Here is a 15,529-nt window from a genome sequence, read left to right as displayed (position 1 = left end):
CGCGGGGCAAAAATCAAAAGCTCTCGCACCGAGACCGGCTGTCACTGCGCGGAGAAATAACCATTCATGGTATCGCGCAGCGAAACCGGGTCGCCGTCCGGCACGATATTCACGATATCGTCGATCTTCGCCACGCCGTTTTCCATCACGACCTTGAAATGCGTCTCGCTGAAGCGGCTGTCGGCATTGTCGAAGCAATAGAAGGCGTGGAACTTTGCCACGACATCAAACCCGCCATCCTTCGGACCTGCATTGGTAATCGTCAGGTCCTTCGGCGCACAGCCGTCCTGACCTCCGAGCACCGGATCGTAGTCGATAAAGGGCTCGTCATTCGCCTGCGCCTTGGCAAAGCCCTTCTTCGCGATCGTTGCGAAAGCGGAGCTGAACAGCTGCGGCATCCACTTGTCCGAGAAATAGTCGTCCTGCTCCGGATTGTCCTGCTTCCAGACGCCCTGGCTGATCTGCATGATCTTCTGCACCGGCGCGGTGGGATCGGCATCGTCGGCAAGGGCCGTGCCGCCAAACGTCAGAACTGCAGCCACGACAGCAAGAAAGCGCATCTTTTGATCTCCGGCACGGCAATGATTCGCGCGATGGTTCGGCGGTTGCATGAAAGTGGTTCGAAATAGCCCGCCAATTCAACCAGAAAATGGCGCAAGACGCCTGCAGCGCCAAAGCGCGATCTTTCCCGAAATTTGATGAACTCGCCACGCATCCGCCTTTGCGTTCCGTCTGCACGATGCTATAGCGCACGGGAGAATTTCGAAAGGCGATACCCCCCTCGCCACAATCCGAGAAAGAGGCTGATATATGAGCAAGATCAAGGTAGCCAACCCCGTCGTGGATCTCGACGGCGACGAGATGACCCGCATCATCTGGCAGTTCATCAAGGAAAAGCTGATCCTGCCCTATCTCGATCTCGACATCGAATATTACGACCTCTCGGTCGAAAACCGCGATGCGACGAACGACCAGGTCACTATTGACGCCGCCCATGCCATTGCCAAGCATGGCGTCGGCATCAAGTGCGCCACGATCACGCCGGACGAAGCCCGCGTGAAGGAATTCAACCTGAAGGAAATGTGGAAGTCGCCGAACGGCACGATCCGCAACATCCTCGGCGGCGTGATCTTCCGCGAGCCGATCATCTGCAAGAACGTTCCGCGCCTCGTTCCCGGCTGGACCCAGCCGATCGTCGTCGGCCGTCACGCCTTCGGCGACCAGTACAAGGCCACCGATTTCAAGTTCCCCGGCAAGGGCACGATCACCATCAAGTTCGTCGGCGAAGACGGCCAGGTCATCGAGAAGGAAGTCTTCAAGGCTCCGGGACCGGGCGTCACCATGGCCATGTACAACCTCGATGAATCAATCCGCGATTTCGCCCGCGCCTCGATGAACTACGGCCTGATGCGCAAGTGGCCGGTTTACCTCTCCACGAAGAACACGATCCTCAAGGCCTATGACGGCCGCTTCAAGGACATCTTCGAAGAAGTCTACCAGAACGAGTTCAAGGCCGAATTCGACAAGGCCGGCATCATCTACGAACACCGCCTGATCGACGATATGGTCGCCTCGGCACTGAAGTGGTCCGGCGGTTATGTGTGGGCCTGCAAGAACTACGACGGCGACGTCCAGTCGGACACGGTCGCTCAGGGCTTCGGCTCGCTCGGCCTCATGACCTCCGTTCTTCTCTCGCCGGATGGCCGCACGGTTGAAGCCGAAGCGGCTCACGGCACGGTGACGCGTCACTACCGCCAGCACCAGAAGGGTCAGGAAACTTCGACCAACTCGATCGCATCGATCTTCGCCTGGACGCGTGGCCTCGCCCACCGCGCCAAGCTCGACGACAATGCCGAGCTCGCCAAGTTCGCCGACACGCTGGAAAAGGTCTGCGTCGCGACCGTCGAAAGCGGCTACATGACGAAGGACCTCGCCCTCCTCATCGGTCCCGATCAGCCGTGGCTCTCCACCACCGGCTTCCTCGACAAGGTCGACGAAAACCTCAAGAAGGCCATGGCTGCCTGATCGGCCCATTGCCACTCATCAAGAAGCCCGCGCGAAATTCGCGCGGGCTTTTTTCGTTGTTTGATCATCTCACATTGGTCGGTTCAAGCTGCGACAACGTGCAATTCAGTCAGGGCCATTGAAAACTCTTCTGCCGTCTTGAGATAATCCTTGCTCAGATTCTTCTCGAGGAGCTTCGTGTTGTCGTAGACAAGATCGCGGACGATCGCGAGCGGTGCGGGAAGGTGGTGAAAGACCCTGCCCAGCTTCCTTGCGAATTCGACGTGATGATTGCAATAGGCAACGCGTTGCGCCTCGTAGGCGCCAAAGGCGCTTCTCAACACGGACCGGTCGGCGAGGTCGCCTCCATCCAGATACTTTGCGAGAAAATATCCATCCTCGATGGCCATGCCCATGCCGTACGCCGCGTATGGCGAGACCGGATGGACCGCGTCGCCGAGGCAAACGACCCTCCCCTTGCTCCAGGACTTCAATGAAGGCCTGTTATAGACCTCCCAGCGGAACATCTGCGTGGAGAAATCGGTGTGCCCTGGGAATCGCGGCATCGGATCGGCAAACTTGCTCACGATATCGGTGATGTAGGCCTTCGGATCCGAGGGCACCGGGGCCTCAGGAGACGATGCCTCCACCACCCACCATTCGAAGCCGGGCTTTCCATCATGCAGCATCGGGAAAAAGCTCGCTTGATGAGTTCGCGAATGCGAGATGCATCCGACATTCGCAGGTATGCCTTCAAAGTGGTTGCACCAGGCAAGCCAGACCCGCACGCCGGCGTGAAAGAGACCCGCATCGCCGAAGGCCTGTCTTGACACTACCGAATTGACGCCGTCTGCACCAATCAGCATGTCGGCCTCGACCGTTTCCCCATTCTCGAAAAGGAGGATTACCGCGTCCCCTTTGTCGTTATAGGACGTCAACCCATGCGACCCGACGATCATGCCTTCCGGGATCAGCTTGAGCATATGGGCGAAGGCCGATGAACGCAGCACCCCATAATGCCAGCCGTTAATGCCGAATTGCTTCTCGACTACCGGGTTGAAGGGAAGCGTGGCGCGAAGCTTTCCCTTGCTATTGCGAAATTGCGTGACCGTATAAGAGCCGAAATTACTCAAATCGACGCCATATTGGCGAAGGATTGCCAGCACCGGGACGCTAAGCAACACAGCGCCGCCCAAAGGCCGTGGGGCCTGATGGCGCTCGAAAATCCTGACATCATAGCCCTTCGCATTGAGCGCCAAGGCCGCCGACAATCCTCCCGGCCCTGCCCCCACGATGGCCACACGTTTTCCTGCTCTCCATGAAAGTCCCATTGCCTGCTCCTCCTTGGCTCTGATATTTTCTAGATACTAGAATCATAATTCTAATTCAAGAAGGATTTGAACCGGAGCCCTGTTTGCGGTAACCCGAGCACATGAACGACATCGTCAAGACGCCCCGCCAAAAGCGCAGCCGCAACACGCTGGAACAATTGATGACTGCTGGTGTCGACCTGCTGATGCAGGGAGATGACGCGGAATTTTCCGTCGCCGCGCTGTCCATGAAGTCAGGCGTCTCGATCGGTTCAATCTATCAGCGCTTCGGCTCCAAGGACATGATCTATCTTGCGCTGCAGGAACGGGTTCTGGAGGCAATGGATCGTGAAGTGACCCAGTTGTTCCCTCCGCGGCGGCCAGACGACCTGGACGACGCGGGCCTCATCCGGGATGCTGTCGCACGTTTCTGCGGCCACGTTGCCCGCAACGAGAAAATCATCCTATCGCTGTCGCGTTTTGACGCGGGCAACCCACGTGCAATGGAACGTGGTGCGCGATCATGTGGCAAAGTCGGCGAAGCATTCAGCACCTACTTGGAAACAGCATTTGGCGTTGGGCGGCGGGATGACTACGACAACTGTTTCCGGATGATGTTTGCCTGCACCTGGACCCGCATCACCGGCGCACCACTCACCTTCGACCCCGCAAACGTCGACTGGGCGTCGCTTTCAGGCTTTCTCGGCGACCTCTGCGTCGCTTTCCTCCTGCCAACCAAAAAATGAGCGAAGGCGATTTGCCAGCCACGCTCACCGACGAACAGGCAGGACGTGTCCGTTGCAGGCTGTTTCAGGCCGTACCCTGAGTGGCAAGAGGGTCAAATTTCTGCGGTCGAGCCCTAGGTGAAAACGGAAGTTTAACCGTCGGACGCCATTATTCGCACAACTGTGGAATGAACGAATGACGCCGCAAACGCCCCGCTACAAGCATTATGATCTCGGCAGGCAGCCCGCCGGTACCGTGGTGGAGGTCGCTCTGTCGTCGATCAACAATGTTCGCTTGATGGACGAGCGGAATTACCGGCTCTATGCCTCGTCGAAGCCTTATAAATTTCTGGGCGGCCTCACGGTGAAAACGCCAGCGAAGCTCACCGTGCCGGCGGTCGGCCAATGGCATCTCGTGGTCGACCGCGAGGGATTGCCCAAGCTCGCCAATTCGAACGTCCGCACGATCCAGCCGGGACACAAGCAGTTCCGCGTTCAGGAAGCCGATGCCGTCGATCCGCAGAAGACGGGGGCGGAAGGCGAAGCCGTCGTGGCCGGACAGCCGCCATCCGAACCCGCAGCTGCCGCAGGCGAACACAGCCCGGCAGTGATGGGCGAAATCCTGAAAGAACTTCACCAGTACAAGCGCATCGCCAACACCGACGCGCTGACGGGCCTCGCCAACAGGCGTGCCTTCGACGAAAAGCTCGCTTCCATCTTTGCACCCGGCCAGCCGCACAGGGCGGCGCTGGTCATCTGCGATGTCGACCACTTCAAGAAATTCAACGACACCTATGGCCATCTGGTCGGCGACAAGGTCCTGACCATCGTCGCCGAGATCCTGCTCAAACATGCACGTGACGACGTCTTCGTGGCCCGCGCCGGCGGCGAGGAATTCGTGATGGTCATCGAAGGACGCGACGCGGCTGAAGTTCTGAGCATCGCCGACAGCGTGCGGATCGCCCTTGAGCAGACACCGTTCAGGGACGAAGAGGCAGGCGCGGACTATGGCCGCATCACCATCTCAATGGGCATCTGCATGAAGGCGGATGCCACGGATGCGAAAGACATCTACTCGAAGGCCGACAGCGCACTCTACGCCTCCAAGAAAGGCGGCCGCAATCGCTGCACCGTCTTTGACGCCGCCCTGCAGGCGGCGAGCTGACGGCGCATCAGACCTGAAAATCAGGCCTTGCGCCGCCCGACCTCATTGGCAAATTCCGAAGCGAAAAGCTCCAGCGCGGCCCAATCGGTAAATTCGCGATCGCCCTTCTCTTGCCCAGCCGGCGCGTTGCGCGACAGGCGCCGCACCATCCAGCGCTTGAAGAAATCATACTCGGCGAGCCGCAACGCCCCGCCCGCATGGTGGATGGCCAGCGGCTGCCAGCCGGTCTCGGCCAGCAACCCTGTCGGATAGTCCTCGCCCTCCTGGCGCTCATCCGCATTGTCGCTGACGATGGACAACGAAACGGAGACGAAGGCGGACGGAACGGAATTCAGCCAGTCGGCTTCCTGCCGGACGAAATGCGTAAAGGTCGTGGGATAACGCCCCGCGTGAACCGGCGCGAGCAGGATAGCCGCATCCGGCCGGTTGAGAATGAATTCCATCATCCCCGCCGTATTCTGCAGCGCGACCTGCCAGCCGCGATTCTCAAAGATTTCGGCAAGCTGCGCAGCAATCTTCCGTGTCTGCCCCTCGACGGTGGCATAGGCGATCAGAATGTTCATAGGTCCGCTCCCGTTCAATGTTGAACGGATCATGGACGGGAACAGGCAAGCGCGCTTTGAGGAAGATCAAGTCGCCTGAACTTCAGAACGCTCAGGCAACCGCGCGTTCAGTCGCCTTGAAACCCTCTGCATCCTGATGCGTCGCATTCAGCCGGCGCGCCACGATATCGTGGTTCAGCCACAAGACCGGACCCGACGGCTTCGAGGTTTCGCCGAAGATCAGCTTGCCGGTTGCCTGCACGACCAGCGCGCTCAGGTGATCGCTGATCAGCGCCTTCCCGTCGCGATGCATCTGGGTGATTTCGTTGGACGTGCCGATCGTCAGGTCCGCCTGTTCCTGGCTGTTGGCCTTCGGCCAGGCCGAGAAGTCGTAGAAGGGTTCCATGACCGGACTTGCCTGCATGTCGGCGATCTTGGCGAAGACATCCTTGAGGCTGTAGCCGTCGGCGAGAAGCGCCTCGCAGGCCTGCCACTGCGCCTCGGCCCAGGCGCCGCCGTTTTCCTGCTTCAGCGCCAGCAGAAGCGGGATCAGCGGCAATTCGATGCCGGCGAAGACGTCGGAAGAATTGGTGCGGATTTCCGGGCAATTGTAAACGGTGGCCTTGATGCCCTTTTCCCATGCCGCCTGCGCGACATTCTCGAGCCGCATCTTGGCATAGCCCTGCGTGTAGTTGGTATAGGTCTGCCAACGGTAGCTGCCGTCGATGAGAACGGCGGAACCGTGATAGCCATAGGCCGTGTAACGCACCTTCCCGCCCGAGGCGGTGATGCGCTCGCGGATCGCCGCGCTGCAATCGATCAGATGCTGGAACGTGTAGGCCGTGACCTCGTCGAAATTCTGCAGGATCAGCTTGCCGAGATCGCTGTCGAGCAGCGCCTGCGACGACATGTGACGCGCGCCGCGGCCCTTGTAGATCCGGTTTGCGAGAACCAGGAACACCTTGGCCTTCGGAATGCCGCCCGCCATCGTATGGGCGAAGAAGACATTGCGGCCATCGGCGATCATGCCGTCGAGAACGGCCATCACCTCGGTCAGCGTGTCCTTGAACCGCTTCGTGCCGATCTCCCGGCATTTGGCGATATGATCCCAATCCAGCTTCTCGTCCTGCCAGCCTTCGAGCGTCAGCTTTGCCAGAAGATCGGTCGGCGTCTCGCCGCCCTCGGGTGCATCAAGGTCAAATCCGGCCATCAGCGGCAGGTTGATGATTCGGCCGCCCAGCCGGGCTTCCGCTTCGGCAAGTTCATCGGCGTTCAGCGGACGCAGCGCGTTGTTCTCGTCGCGCCGGCCGACCGTGATACCGATGATCTCCATGCCCACCCGCCGGGCTTCGTCCAGCAGACCGGTTGCGTAACCGCGACCGAACAATTCCCCGAAAAGCACGAAAACGTCGCCCTTGCGAAAGACAGTGTTTTCCGCGATGCGATTCAACGAGACCGGATTTTCCATACTGTGCACTCTTTTGTTCTTGTCAGGTCAGGAGACGGCGAATGTAAGCGTTGACTATGACATGGCTGTAATGGTGCAAAATGGGAAGTCATTTTAAATAAACGTTTATTTCAGAACGTGAACGGACGCCGGAATGTGCCGGATTGGTGCACCGCCAGAGACGGTCCGACTCACGCTTTCCCGCCCCGTTCGGCTCTGAGTTTCGACCACCAGTCCAGCCTCTTGCGGATATCCCGCTCAAATCCCCGTTCCGGCGGATCATAGAAGGTCTTGCGGCCCATCTTCTCGGGGAAATAATCCTGGCCCGAGAAGGCATCCGGCTCGTCGTGATCATAGCGATAGCCCTCATTGTACCCCTCGGCCTTCATCAGCTTCGTGGGCGCATTGAGGATATGCTTGGGCGGCAGCAGCGAGCCGTATTCCTTGGCCGCGCGCATGGACGCCTTGTAGGCAGTGTAGACGGCATTCGATTTCGGCGCGGTGGCGAGATAGACGCAGGCCTGCGCCAGCGCCAGTTCCCCCTCCGGCGAGCCGAGAAAATCATAGGCGTCCTTGGCGGCATTGGCGACAACGAGCGCCTGCGGATCGGCAAGCCCAATATCCTCCACCGCCATCCGCACCAGCCGACGTCCCAGAAACAGCGGGTCCTCGCCCGCATCGAACATGCGCGCCAGATAATAGAGCGCCGCATCAGGGTCCGAACCGCGCACCGACTTATGCAGCGCCGAGATCAGATTGTAATGCCCGTCCTGCCCCTTGTCATAGACCGGCGCCCGGCGCTGCACGACCCGCGTCAGACCGGCTGTGTCGAATCGCTCCCCGGCCCGCGCCGCGCGCCAGACTTCCTCAGCCAACGTCAGGGCCGCGCGTCCATCGCCATCGGCCATGCGGATGAGGCTCACGCGCGCGTCCGGGTCGAGCGGAAGCGCTTTCCCCTCCTCTTCCTCAGCCCGTTTCAGGAGCGCCTCAAGGCTCTCCTCGTCATGCGGCTTGAAGGTCAGCACGCGTGCTCGCGAGAGAAGAGCGGCGTTGAGCTCGAAGGACGGGTTTTCGGTCGTGGCGCCCACGAGTACGATCGTACCGTCTTCCATCACCGGCAGGAAACTGTCCTGCTGCGCGCGGTTGAAGCGATGGATTTCGTCGACGAAGAGCAGCGTCTGCCGCCCCGACATGCGCCGGGCGCGTGCCGTCTCGAACACCTTCTTGAGGTCCGCCACACCGGAAAAGATCGCCGAAATCTGTTCGAAGGCCAGCCCCGTCTCGCCGGAAAGCAACCGCGCCACGGTCGTCTTGCCCGTGCCGGGTGGGCCCCAGAAGATCATCGAGCCGAGCGAGCCCGCCTCGATCATCCGCGTCAGCGCACCATCTGGTCCCGTCAGATGTCCCTGCCCGGAGACTTCTGCCAGCGATTTCGGCCGCAGCCGTTCTGCCAGCGGCCGCTTTGACGCAAAGTCTTCCGGTTCGTGCGCGGCAAACAGATCGCTCATCGGAAGACTTGCCGGATGCGCTGACCGCCGCGATTGATCTCGACGCGCCAGAGGTTCGGATCGCTGTTGGCGATCTGTGCCAGCGTCTTCGTATCCTCGATCGCTGTGCCATTGACGGAGACGATGATGTCGCCCTTGGCAAAACCAAGCTGATCGGCGGGCGAGCCATCCTCGACCTTGCGGATCGCAACGCCGGTATTGTCACCCGGCATCTGGAGTTCATCTGCCACGCGCGGCGAGAGGTTTACGGCGACAATGCCGGCAAACGGGTTGCGACCATCGATACGGCGCTCGTCACGCGGAGGATTTTCCGGTGCACGGTCGAGCTTCATCGAGACTTCGCGCTCCTTGCCATCGCGATAGACTGTGAGCTTGGCCTCGTTGCCGAGGCCCACCGTCAGCATGCGGTAGCCGAGCGCGTCGGGATGCTGGATCGGGATGCCATTCAGCGCGACAACCGTATCGCCTTTCACAAGCCCCGCCTGCTCTGCCGGCCCGCCCTTGGCCACCTTGGTGATGAACGCCCCGCCGGCGCGCTTGAGGCCAATCGCCTCCGCGACATCAGCGGAAACCGCATCGAATGAGGCCCCGACATAAGGCCGTTCAAACGTCTTGTCGCCACGCTCGGCTGCCGCGATGAAGACCTTGGCAAGGTTTGCCGGGATGGCAAAGCCGATGCCGTTGGACCCGCCGCCCTTGGAGAAGATGGCCGAGTTGATGCCGATGAGTTCGCCCTGCATGTCAACGAGCGCACCGCCGGAATTGCCGGGGTTGATCGAGGCATCGGTCTGGATGAAGAAGCCAAAATCGGACACGCCGATATTGCCGCGGGCGAGACCCGAGACAATGCCGCTCGTCACCGTCTGGCCGACACCGAAGGGATCGCCGATGGCCAGAACCAGATCGCCGACCTCCAGTTTGTCGGAATCGCCGAGCGGCAGGGGCGGTAGCTTTTCCTTCGTGTCGATCTTCAGTACCGCAAGATCGACCTTTTCGTCCTTGAGCATCACCTTGCTCGTGAACTCGCGCCCGTCGGAAAGCGCCACCTTGATCTCGTCGGCGCCCTCGATGACGTGGTTGTTGGTGATCACGATGCCATTCTCGCCGACGATGACCCCGGAGCCCAGCGAGCTTTCGGTCTGACGACGCCCCTGCCCGCCGCCGAAGAACTGGCGGAAGAAGGGATCGTTGTCGAAGATCGTGCTGCGCACCACGGTGCGCTCGGCATAGACGTTGACGACGGAAGGCGCGGTCTGCTTGACCAGCGGCGCATAGGACAGCCGCACCTCGCCCTGGCTCTGCGGCAGCTTGCGCACATCCTCGGAAACCGCCGTGAAGGCGAGACCACCGGCAACGAGAAGCGCGGCGGCGAAAACTGCGGGCATTTTGAAATTCATGGATCAACCTCGGCATTGGGTCGGAAGGGGTCGCATCCGACACGCCCGAAACTGGCCCAAAATGCCGGCCGTTTCAAACCCTTCCGGAGCTCAACTCACCGGAAAAGCGCATCGTTTGCCTGCCTCACGGCCAGAATTATGTGGGCTTGGGCCTTTCCATTTGAAAGGCCTGTGCGGCACGGATTTTGGGCCACCGGAATACGGCCAAAATGGGGATGCGGCTCAGGCCGCCAGCTCAACCGACTTGCCGATCGAAACGACGGCGCCACGAATATACTCCGCCAGCGCATCCACCGTCTCGGGCGCGCCCGTGCGCCGCGCCATTCCGACATCGTAATAGCCGATATCGGGAAGGCCATGCACCTCGCCCAGCTCCACCATATCGTCGGCGATCAGGAAGCGGGCGAGCGGCGCGATGGCAATGTCGGCACGGATGGCGGCGCGCTGGCCCATATGATGGGCACTGAGATAGGCAATGCGGTAGGGATGACCGGACTTGTCCAGCGCATCCAGAGCCTTGGAGCGCCAAATACACCCCGCCTCCCAAACCGAGATCGGCACGGGCGTGCGGGCGTAGGCCGTGCCGCACTTCTTGCCGGCCCAGACGAGCTTTTCACGATAGAGCAACTCGCCCTCGCCGTTGAAATTACCTGCCGTGCAGTTGAACAGCGCGATGTCGAGCTTGCCTTCGGCCACCTGCCGGCGCAGCGCGTCGCTGCTCTCGATGCGCACATCGACGGCAACCATGGGATAGGCCTCTGCAAAGCGGCGCAGAACCTCGGGCAGGACCAGATCGCCGATATCGTCCGGCGCGCCGAGATTGACCACGCCGTTCATATGCGGCCTCACGAAGCGGCCGACGATCTCGTTGTTCATCGCCAGCATGCGGCGCGCGGCGCTCAGCAGGATCTCACCGTGATGCGTGAGCGTGACGGCGCGGGCGTCGCGGCGAAACAATGTCGCGCCCAGCATGTCTTCCAGCTTCTTGATCTGCATGGAAACAGCCGAAGGCGTTCTCAGCACGGCTTCCGCCGCCGTCGTGAAATTGCCGGTATCGGCAATGGCGACGAAGGTCCTCAGAATATCGAGTTCCAGAAGCGGCAGGTTTTCACGGCGCGGCTCGTCCATCGCGGGACCCTTTTTCAATTTTTCTGAACCTTAAAGCGACTGCAATTCGTTTCATTGAACTTCGATCCCATGCGATAGTCAAGATGCAAGCTTGGCCAAGCGAACAGACGTGAAGATACATCACCAAATCGAATGTCAGAAATTCAATCAATTCGTTGGATTGATGAATTGCCCTGGCATAGGTTCCAGGCAAATCAGGTCGCAAAGGCGGCCGGGAAAGGAGAGCAGTCATGGCATCGTATTTTTGGGAAGTTCCGCTTGCAGCCCCCCGCCGGAGAAACATCGTCGCCATTGGCGTCGCCCTCGCCCGTGTCGCAATCGCGCCAATGGCCGCGGCTAACCGCTCCTGGAAGCGCTATCGCACCGAACGGCTTCTGGAAGGCCTGCCGATGGATGTGCGCAAGGACATCGGCTACCGCACCCCGGCCGACATCGATCATAAGCGTTTGCGCTGACTGGATTTTCCAGAATCACCTCTCGCCTTATGCACCGCCTCCGGCAAAACCGCGGGGCGGTGCTTGCGCATGTGGGCTCAACAAAATTTCGAACGGACAGCGACTATCCTCTTCACGACAGGGGTCTTTCATGCGAATGTCGCAATCAGGAAAGCAGACGCCGCCAGTCCAACTAGGCTGACAAGCGTCAATTTTCATGGTGGCGCCCGCCCTCACGCTTGGAACATGTCGCAATGAGCACACAACAAACGACCAAGCGCTGTCTGGTCTTCTTCCTCGTCAACGACTTCACCATCCTGCCGTTCACGGCGGCCATCGAGGCGCTTCGCATTGCCAACCGCATGCTCGGCTACCAGGCCTACAAATGGCGTCTGGCGTCTGCCGATGGCGAAAAAGTCTCCTCTTCGAGCGGCATCGAGATCGCCGTGCAGACCTCGCTTGCCCAGGAGCGCCGCATGCTCTCCGGCGCCGAGCGCCCGTCGATGGCGATCATCTGTTCCGGCATCGATGTCGAGAACTTCAACAACAAGGCAGTGCACGCCTGGCTCCGCGAAGCCTATAACCGCAGCGTCCAGATCGGCAGCCTCTGTACGGGCGCCCATATCCTGGCGCAGGCCGGGCTGCTGAATGGCAAGCGCTGTGCCATTCACTGGGAAAACCTGCCCGGCTTCTCCGAAGCCTTCCCGGAAGTGGAAGTCTATGCCGATCTCTATGAAGTGGATGGCAACATTCACACCTGCGCCGGTGGCACCGCCTCGCTCGACATGATGCTGAACCTGATCGGTCAGGATTTCGACGACAATCTCGTCAATCGCATCTGCGAACAGGCCCTCACCGACCGCGTCCGCGAACAGTCGGACCGCCAGCGCCTGCCCTTGCGCGCCCGCCTCGGCGTCCAGAACTCCAAGGTTCTTTCGATTATCGAAGTGATGGAGAAGAACCTTGCCGAACCGCTGTCGCTTCTGGAAATCGCCGATGATGCCGGCCTGTCGCGCCGGCAGATCGAGCGTCTCTTCCGCCAGGAAATGGGCCGCTCGCCTGCCCGCTACTATCTGGAAATCCGGCTGGAACGCGCGCGCCACCTGCTCGTCCAGTCGACCCTGCCGGTGGTCGAAGTGGCCGTTGCCTGCGGTTTCGTCTCCGCGTCGCATTTCTCGAAGTGTTATCGCGAAATCTACAATCGCTCGCCGCAACAGGAGCGCGCCGAGCGCCGCCTGCGGCAGGCGGCCTGAGGCCCCTCAGCTCGCCTTCTGGCGTTCGGCGAACAGCTGCGTGATCGAATAGTCGGAGAAGACCCGGTTGCGGCCGGAATTCTTGGCCATGTAGAGATACTGGTCGGCAGCGTGGAGATAGTTGTCGAACGTCTCCTCCGCCGAAATCACCGCAACGCCGATCGAGACGTTCACCGACAATTCCTCGTCCTCGAACACGATATGGGTGCGCGCGATTTCCTCGCGCAGCAGATCGCAATATTCGGTCGCCTCGCGCACATCCATGTTCCTGAGAAGGATGGCAAACTCCTCGCCGCCCAGTCGCGCGATCAGATGCATGTCACCGTCGATCATCTGCCGCAGCTTGCGGGCCACCGTCTTCAGCACAAGGTCCCCGGTTTCGTGACCGTAGGTGTCGTTGAACTTCTTGAAATGATCGATGTCCAGCACGACAGCGCAGCACGGTTCCTGGCGCGCCAGGCAATGCTGGACCAGAACGGGGCCGCGCTCGAAGAAATAGCGCCGGTTATAGGTGTCGGTCAGGAAGTCGCGCGATGCAATCGCCTGCAGCTTCTTGAACCGTGCCAGCGTATCGATGCTTTGCGCGACCCGGCACTGGAACTCTTCCTGGACGAAGGGATGGTAGAGAAAATCGCTGGCCCCCGCCTTCAGAAAGGAAGCGCAGGTCAAAGGATTATCGCGCGTCGAAAAGCCGATGATGCGCATGTCGTCGGCAGACGAACTGCGCCGGATCTGCTTGATCAGTTCAACGCCTCCGCCGCCGGGCAAGGCATCGTCGACGATCACCAGTTCGATGTCGCGATACTTGTCGAACCTGTCGACAGCCTCCTCCAGGCTCTGGGCATGGGTGACGAGAAATTGCTGCGCCTGCAGGAGCTGCACGGCCTCGCTCTCGGCCGGGTCGAAACCTTCCGCAACGAGAACCCGGATGTTGCGGTTCTGAAGCACGCGCCTGACCGCGTTGACGATGGAGTCAATCGCACGACAATTGTCCTTGAGCACGTAGTCGACCACATTCTTCTTCAAAATGCATTCGCGCACATGGAAATCGAAACTGGCCGTGAAGACGATGGTCGGCAGATCGGCGTCGAGCGAATAGTCCAGCACTTCGCCGTTGGGCGAGTCCTCGAGATTGAGATCGATGACGGCGAGCATGAAGCGACCGTGCTCGGAGGAGAGCAGCCGTTTCATGTCATGCAGCGTATGACAGGTCACGACATCGACGGCGAGTTCGGTCTCGAAGCGGTGCGCGAGCACGGTCGTAAAGGTCCGGGTATCCTCAACGATCAGAACGCATGGGCGGCTTCCCGAAAGAGCGCCGCCGCGGGTTCTGATCTGCGCTGTCCTCAGATTGCCGTGCAAGTCCAACCCTCTCCTCGGACCCGCACGCCTTCCCGCCGACTCGACGCGCGCCGGAAGCGCGCGACGGTGACGCTGGCAATTCTCCACCGAACCGACAGGTCGGTTCATGGGAAACACCTGAGGCATCAAGTCGATGACGGATCGGATTGCGACTTTCTTCACGCGCGCATCCGCCAAACGCATGAGAAAGCCTCTCGAACACCGGCAGCAACATGCGCCGCCTCAATGGTCATTAGAGACTTCTCATTTAACGTCAGGTAGATTGAGCAAAACTTAATAATCGCAGCGATTGTTTGCCGTGATAACAATTTCAGGCTGTTGCCCGGCGCCGGCCGCCGCCGTGCCGGACCTGTCCTAGCCCCGGGACTTAATGCGTTCCTGTGCGGACTTGATCTGCACCAGCGTGTCGAGGTTCTGGTTGACGCGGCAGTAGAATTCCTCGTCGATAAAGGGCCGCATCATGAAGTCGTTGCCGCCGGCCTTCAGGAAACGGGCCGAAAGCAGCCGGTCGTTGGAGGACGAAACACCGATGACGCGCAGCTGGTGCGAGCCGCGAACATGGCGGATACGCCGTGTCAGCTCGAAGCCGTCGATGTCGGGCATGTTATAGTCGGTGATGACCAGGGTGATATCGGGGTTCTTCTTCAGCGTCTCGATGGCGACTGCGCCGTTCTCCGCGGAGCTGACGCGGAAATTGTAACGCTTCAACCGGCTGGTGAGGAGCGCACGCGCGGTCGCGCTGTCGTCCACGATCAGCACATGATGGCGCTGGTTGGTCAGGAAGCGGCAGACTGATTCTGCCAGCATGTCGATGGCAAAGACGCTGTCCTTGATGATGTAGTCGACCACTTCCTTGGCCAGCAACCCCTCGCGGATACTGTCCTGGAAGGTCGCGGTGAAAACGATCGTCGGCACGCTGAGGTCGACGAGATAGTTCAGCGCCTCGCCACTTTCCGCCCCCGGAAGGTTGATGTTGGAAATGGCAAGCGTAATGGGCTCAGGATTGAGTTCATAGGCCTGCTGCAAGTCTTCGAAGGTGCGGCAGATCTCGACATCGATGTTGAAAAGTTCTTTCAGCTTCTGCCGGATCATGGAGGTGAAGACATTGGAGTCCTCGCCAACAATGATTCTGTGTTTCTCCAGCGTTTCGCCAGAATATTGCATGCCTGAAATGCCAAGGAAATTCATGATCCGCCCACTTTAACAACCGAATTTACTCAAGTCTTACGCAGCCGTTGTTGAATTTTCGTTAAG

Annotated in this window: 14 protein-coding genes; 5 read left to right on the top strand and 9 right to left on the bottom strand. The window is 60.0% G+C overall.

What is annotated here, in order from left to right; translation table 11 throughout:
- Nucleotides 1-41: 41 nt before the first annotated feature.
- Nucleotides 42-560, bottom strand: coding sequence for a hypothetical protein (locus LQK84_RS09755; RefSeq protein WP_230828505.1), 519 nt, complete (start codon nt 558-560; stop codon nt 42-44).
- A 250-nt stretch (nt 561-810) separates the two neighbouring features.
- Between LQK84_RS09755 and LQK84_RS09750 the strand changes: the two genes are divergently transcribed.
- Nucleotides 811-2,025: an NADP-dependent isocitrate dehydrogenase gene (locus tag LQK84_RS09750; protein ID WP_230828504.1), complete on the top strand. Its 1,215-nt coding sequence runs from the start codon at nt 811-813 to the stop codon at nt 2,023-2,025.
- An 83-nt stretch (nt 2,026-2,108) separates the two neighbouring features.
- On the opposite strand, the gene LQK84_RS09745 is transcribed toward LQK84_RS09750, so the two are convergent.
- Complete coding sequence (locus tag LQK84_RS09745) at nt 2,109-3,335, bottom strand: FAD-dependent oxidoreductase (RefSeq protein WP_230828503.1); 1,227 nt, start codon at nt 3,333-3,335, stop codon at nt 2,109-2,111.
- A 101-nt stretch (nt 3,336-3,436) separates the two neighbouring features.
- Here LQK84_RS09745 and LQK84_RS09740 point away from each other — a divergent pair, with 101 nt between their 5' ends.
- Both LQK84_RS09740 and LQK84_RS09735 read left to right on the top strand, forming a co-directional pair.
- Entirely contained in the window at nt 3,437-4,060 is a 624-nt protein-coding gene (locus LQK84_RS09740) for a TetR/AcrR family transcriptional regulator (protein ID WP_230828502.1), read from the top strand.
- 175 nt (nt 4,061-4,235) lie between these two features.
- Nucleotides 4,236-5,204, top strand: coding sequence for a DUF1883 domain-containing protein (locus LQK84_RS09735; RefSeq protein ID WP_230828501.1), 969 nt, complete (start codon nt 4,236-4,238; stop codon nt 5,202-5,204).
- A 20-nt stretch (nt 5,205-5,224) separates the two neighbouring features.
- On the opposite strand, the gene LQK84_RS09730 is transcribed toward LQK84_RS09735, so the two are convergent.
- From LQK84_RS09730 to LQK84_RS09710, 5 genes are all read right to left on the bottom strand, one after another.
- Nucleotides 5,225-5,767, bottom strand: a complete 543-nt coding sequence (locus LQK84_RS09730) for a flavodoxin domain-containing protein (protein ID WP_230828500.1) — start codon at nt 5,765-5,767, stop codon at nt 5,225-5,227.
- 91 nt (nt 5,768-5,858) lie between these two features.
- Nucleotides 5,859-7,214, bottom strand: a complete 1,356-nt coding sequence (locus LQK84_RS09725) for an enoyl ACP reductase FabMG family protein (protein ID WP_230828499.1) — start codon at nt 7,212-7,214, stop codon at nt 5,859-5,861.
- Nucleotides 7,215-7,384: 170 nt separating this feature from the next.
- On the bottom strand, nt 7,385-8,701 hold the full coding sequence (locus LQK84_RS09720) for a replication-associated recombination protein A (protein ID WP_230828498.1): 1,317 nt from the start codon (nt 8,699-8,701) through the stop codon (nt 7,385-7,387).
- Nucleotides 8,698-10,098, bottom strand: a complete 1,401-nt coding sequence (locus tag LQK84_RS09715) for a DegQ family serine endoprotease (RefSeq protein ID WP_442966939.1) — start codon at nt 10,096-10,098, stop codon at nt 8,698-8,700. The genes LQK84_RS09720 and LQK84_RS09715 overlap by 4 nt, the downstream gene beginning before the upstream one ends.
- A 222-nt stretch (nt 10,099-10,320) precedes the next feature.
- On the bottom strand, nt 10,321-11,226 hold the full coding sequence (locus tag LQK84_RS09710) for a LysR family transcriptional regulator (protein WP_230828497.1): 906 nt from the start codon (nt 11,224-11,226) through the stop codon (nt 10,321-10,323).
- Between the two features lie 230 nt (nt 11,227-11,456).
- Between LQK84_RS09710 and LQK84_RS09705 the strand changes: the two genes are divergently transcribed.
- Nucleotides 11,457-11,681: a hypothetical protein gene (locus LQK84_RS09705; protein ID WP_230828496.1), complete on the top strand. Its 225-nt coding sequence runs from the start codon at nt 11,457-11,459 to the stop codon at nt 11,679-11,681.
- A gap of 233 nt (nt 11,682-11,914) precedes the next feature.
- Complete coding sequence (locus tag LQK84_RS09700; RefSeq protein ID WP_230828495.1) at nt 11,915-12,913, top strand: GlxA family transcriptional regulator; 999 nt, start codon at nt 11,915-11,917, stop codon at nt 12,911-12,913.
- Nucleotides 12,914-12,919: 6 nt separating this feature from the next.
- Here the strand turns inward: LQK84_RS09700 and LQK84_RS09695 are convergent, their stop codons facing one another.
- Both LQK84_RS09695 and LQK84_RS09690 read right to left on the bottom strand, forming a co-directional pair.
- Complete coding sequence (locus LQK84_RS09695; RefSeq protein ID WP_230828635.1) at nt 12,920-14,263, bottom strand: GGDEF domain-containing response regulator; 1,344 nt, start codon at nt 14,261-14,263, stop codon at nt 12,920-12,922.
- 366 nt (nt 14,264-14,629) lie between these two features.
- The gene (locus LQK84_RS09690; protein ID WP_230828494.1) at nt 14,630-15,463 is read right to left on the bottom strand and encodes a response regulator; all 834 of its coding nucleotides are present in this window, start codon (nt 15,461-15,463) and stop codon (nt 14,630-14,632) included.
- Between the last annotated feature and the right edge of the window lie 66 nt (nt 15,464-15,529).

This window comes from Rhizobium sp. C4 (genome assembly GCF_021026315.1).
Taxonomy (GTDB): domain Bacteria; phylum Pseudomonadota; class Alphaproteobacteria; order Rhizobiales; family Rhizobiaceae; genus Ensifer_A.
The sequence above is the reverse complement of the archived record's forward strand: the minus strand, read 5'-3'. Positions and strand labels throughout refer to the sequence as shown.

Coding starts and splice junctions, on each gene's coding strand:
- LQK84_RS09755 (WP_230828505.1), bottom strand. CDS start 560: ATGCGCTTTCTTGCTGTCGTGGCTGCAGTTCTGACGTTTGGCGGCACG.
- LQK84_RS09750 (WP_230828504.1), top strand. CDS start 811: ATGAGCAAGATCAAGGTAGCCAACCCCGTCGTGGATCTCGACGGCGAC.
- LQK84_RS09745 (WP_230828503.1), bottom strand. CDS start 3,335: ATGGGACTTTCATGGAGAGCAGGAAAACGTGTGGCCATCGTGGGGGCA.
- LQK84_RS09740 (WP_230828502.1), top strand. CDS start 3,437: ATGAACGACATCGTCAAGACGCCCCGCCAAAAGCGCAGCCGCAACACG.
- LQK84_RS09735 (WP_230828501.1), top strand. CDS start 4,236: ATGACGCCGCAAACGCCCCGCTACAAGCATTATGATCTCGGCAGGCAG.
- LQK84_RS09730 (WP_230828500.1), bottom strand. CDS start 5,767: ATGAACATTCTGATCGCCTATGCCACCGTCGAGGGGCAGACACGGAAG.
- LQK84_RS09725 (WP_230828499.1), bottom strand. CDS start 7,214: ATGGAAAATCCGGTCTCGTTGAATCGCATCGCGGAAAACACTGTCTTT.
- LQK84_RS09720 (WP_230828498.1), bottom strand. CDS start 8,701: ATGAGCGATCTGTTTGCCGCGCACGAACCGGAAGACTTTGCGTCAAAG.
- LQK84_RS09715 (WP_442966939.1), bottom strand. CDS start 10,098: ATGAATTTCAAAATGCCCGCAGTTTTCGCCGCCGCGCTTCTCGTTGCC.
- LQK84_RS09710 (WP_230828497.1), bottom strand. CDS start 11,226: ATGGACGAGCCGCGCCGTGAAAACCTGCCGCTTCTGGAACTCGATATT.
- LQK84_RS09705 (WP_230828496.1), top strand. CDS start 11,457: ATGGCATCGTATTTTTGGGAAGTTCCGCTTGCAGCCCCCCGCCGGAGA.
- LQK84_RS09700 (WP_230828495.1), top strand. CDS start 11,915: ATGAGCACACAACAAACGACCAAGCGCTGTCTGGTCTTCTTCCTCGTC.
- LQK84_RS09690 (WP_230828494.1), bottom strand. CDS start 15,463: ATGAATTTCCTTGGCATTTCAGGCATGCAATATTCTGGCGAAACGCTG.